Annotated in this window: 2 protein-coding genes and 1 pseudogene; 2 read left to right on the top strand and 1 reads right to left on the bottom strand. The window is 36.5% G+C overall.

Annotation, left to right across the window (positions count from 1 at the left end; all coding sequences use genetic code 11):
• A partial coding sequence (locus J6V67_RS01460) for a TonB-dependent receptor plug domain-containing protein (RefSeq protein ID WP_291857558.1) occupies positions 1-371 on the bottom strand: 371 nt, incomplete at its 3' end.
• A 260-nt stretch (positions 372-631) separates the two neighbouring features.
• On the opposite strand from J6V67_RS01460, the pseudogene J6V67_RS01455 reads away from it, so the two are divergent.
• Together J6V67_RS01455 and J6V67_RS01450 are read left to right on the top strand one after the other, a co-directional pair.
• A pseudogene (locus J6V67_RS01455) lies at positions 632-1,345 on the top strand (fumarate reductase cytochrome b subunit); the annotation flags it as partial.
• Positions 1,346-1,367: 22 nt separating this feature from the next.
• Positions 1,368-2,179: FAD-binding protein (locus tag J6V67_RS01450; RefSeq protein WP_291857557.1), on the top strand; the 812-nt coding region annotated here is incomplete at its 3' end.

Raw genomic sequence — 2,179 nt, 5'->3', positions numbered from 1 at the left:
TTCATCACCTCAGTAAATCCATTTGGCCCTATATCACCGCTAATGCCTTGACGCCTACCATCTACTAAGACTAGCACATGTCCATTTTTACTACTTAAACCACGTATAGTTATATTATTCGCACCAGTTTTACCCGGTGTGCCTATATCTACGCCTGGTATATCTGATATAGCTTCAGCTATATCTCTATATGGCTTTCTTTCTAAATCCTTTTTAGTAATGACATTTATTGTTGCTGGAGCTTCTTTAATCTCTTGAGAAAATCCAGAAGCTGTCACCACTGCCTCGTCTAATGCATACTTATCACTAGCTAGAGCATAGTTTGATATACATACTAACGCAGCTATGGAAAGTAGATATTTTTTATTCATAAATTCACCTTATAAAAAAATTAACGGCGCAATTATATGATAATAATTATTAAAATAGATTTAAACCATAGTCAAATTTAACTAAATTTAAATATCAAATAAATCAAAATATTATCTAAATTGTTATTTAAAATTCGATTCAAAAGCCTAAAAATAGATACTTTTGATTATAATTTAATAGATGAATTTAATAATATATCAAGTTTAACTGATGTATAATTTCAGTTGATTCGTTCAAATTTACAATATAAGGGGAGCTTATGAGTAAGCAAATCGAAGGGTTTCTTGGTATAAGCGAGGATCGCAAGAAAAGTAGAATTCCTGCAAAACTCGATCTTATTCAAAGTGGAACTGGGTTAGTCCTAGGACTATTTATGTGGGCGCATATGCTGTTTGTATCTACCATACTATTTGGTGAAGATGTATATAATCAGGTTGTGCATGTTTTAGAGCTTAGATTTATGTATGATAGCCCGCATATGAGCTATGTAACTAGCTTTATAGCTGCTTGTGTGCTTGTTATTTTCTTTGTTCATGCTGCGCTTGGTATGAGAAAAATGCCAATCAACTTCCGCCAATGGCAAGTTTATCGTGCTCATGCTGTTCGTATGAAACACGAAGATACATCACTTTGGTGGGTTCAGGCGTGTACTGGGTTTATTATGTTCTTCCTTGGTTCAGCGCACCTTATCATTATCATAACAAATTCAGATCAAATTGGCTTAATGGCTGATGGTACACTTGGTTCTGCTGAGCGTGTTTATAGCCATTTTATGTGGTTATTCTATCTAGTATTGCTTTTTGCTGTTGAGCTTCATGGTAGTATTGGTCTATATAGACTATGCGTAAAATGGGGATGGTTTGAAGGTAAAGATGCTAAAGCAACTCGTAAAAATCTTAAAAAAGCTAAATGGATTTTAAGCGTATTCTTTATAGCTCTTGGACTATTAAGCCTTGGGGCATTTCTTAAAATCGCTATGAACTAGGAGTATATATATGAACGTAAAATATTATGATGCATTAGTAATTGGTGGTGGTTTAGCTGGCCTTAGAGCTGCTGTGGCTGCTGCTGATAAGGGTCTTAGTACTGTAGTTTTAAGTCTATGTCCTGTAAAAAGAAGCCACTCTGCAGCTGCTCAAGGTGGTATGCAAGCAAGTCTTGGTAACTCTAAAATGAGTGAAGGTGACAATGAGGATGTACACTTTGCAGATACTGTAAAAGGTAGCGACTGGGGATGCGATCAAGAAGTTGCTAGAATGTTTGTTCAAACAGCACCAAAAGCTATCCGTGAGCTAGCTGCTTGGGGCGTGCCTTGGACTAGAATTACAAAAGGTAAAAGAAGCGCTATCATCAACGCTCAAAAAACAACAATTGATGAAAAAGAGAGTGTACATGGCCTAATCCATAGCCGCGACTTTGGTGGTACAAAAAAATGGAGAACATGCTTTACAGCTGATGCTACTGGTCATACAATGCTATTTGGTGTAGCAAATGAGGCTTTAAAACGCAATGTAGAAATTCACGACCGCAAAGAAGCTATCGCTCTAATTCATGAAAATAATCGCTGCTATGGTGCAATTGTACGTGATTTAGTAACTGGCGAAATAACAGCTTATGTAGCTAAAGGTACGTTAATTGCAACTGGTGGTTATGGTAGAATTTATAAACACACTACAAATGCTGTAATTTGCGAAGGTATCGGTGCTGCTATAGCTCTTGAAACTGGTATTGCAAGACTTGGAAATATGGAAGCAGTTCAATTCCACCCAACTCCAATCGTACCAAGTGGTATATTATTAACCGAAGG

This window comes from Campylobacter sp., from assembly GCF_017646085.1.
Lineage (GTDB): Bacteria > Campylobacterota > Campylobacteria > Campylobacterales > Campylobacteraceae > Campylobacter.
This window is presented reverse-complemented; position numbering and strand designations above follow the sequence as displayed.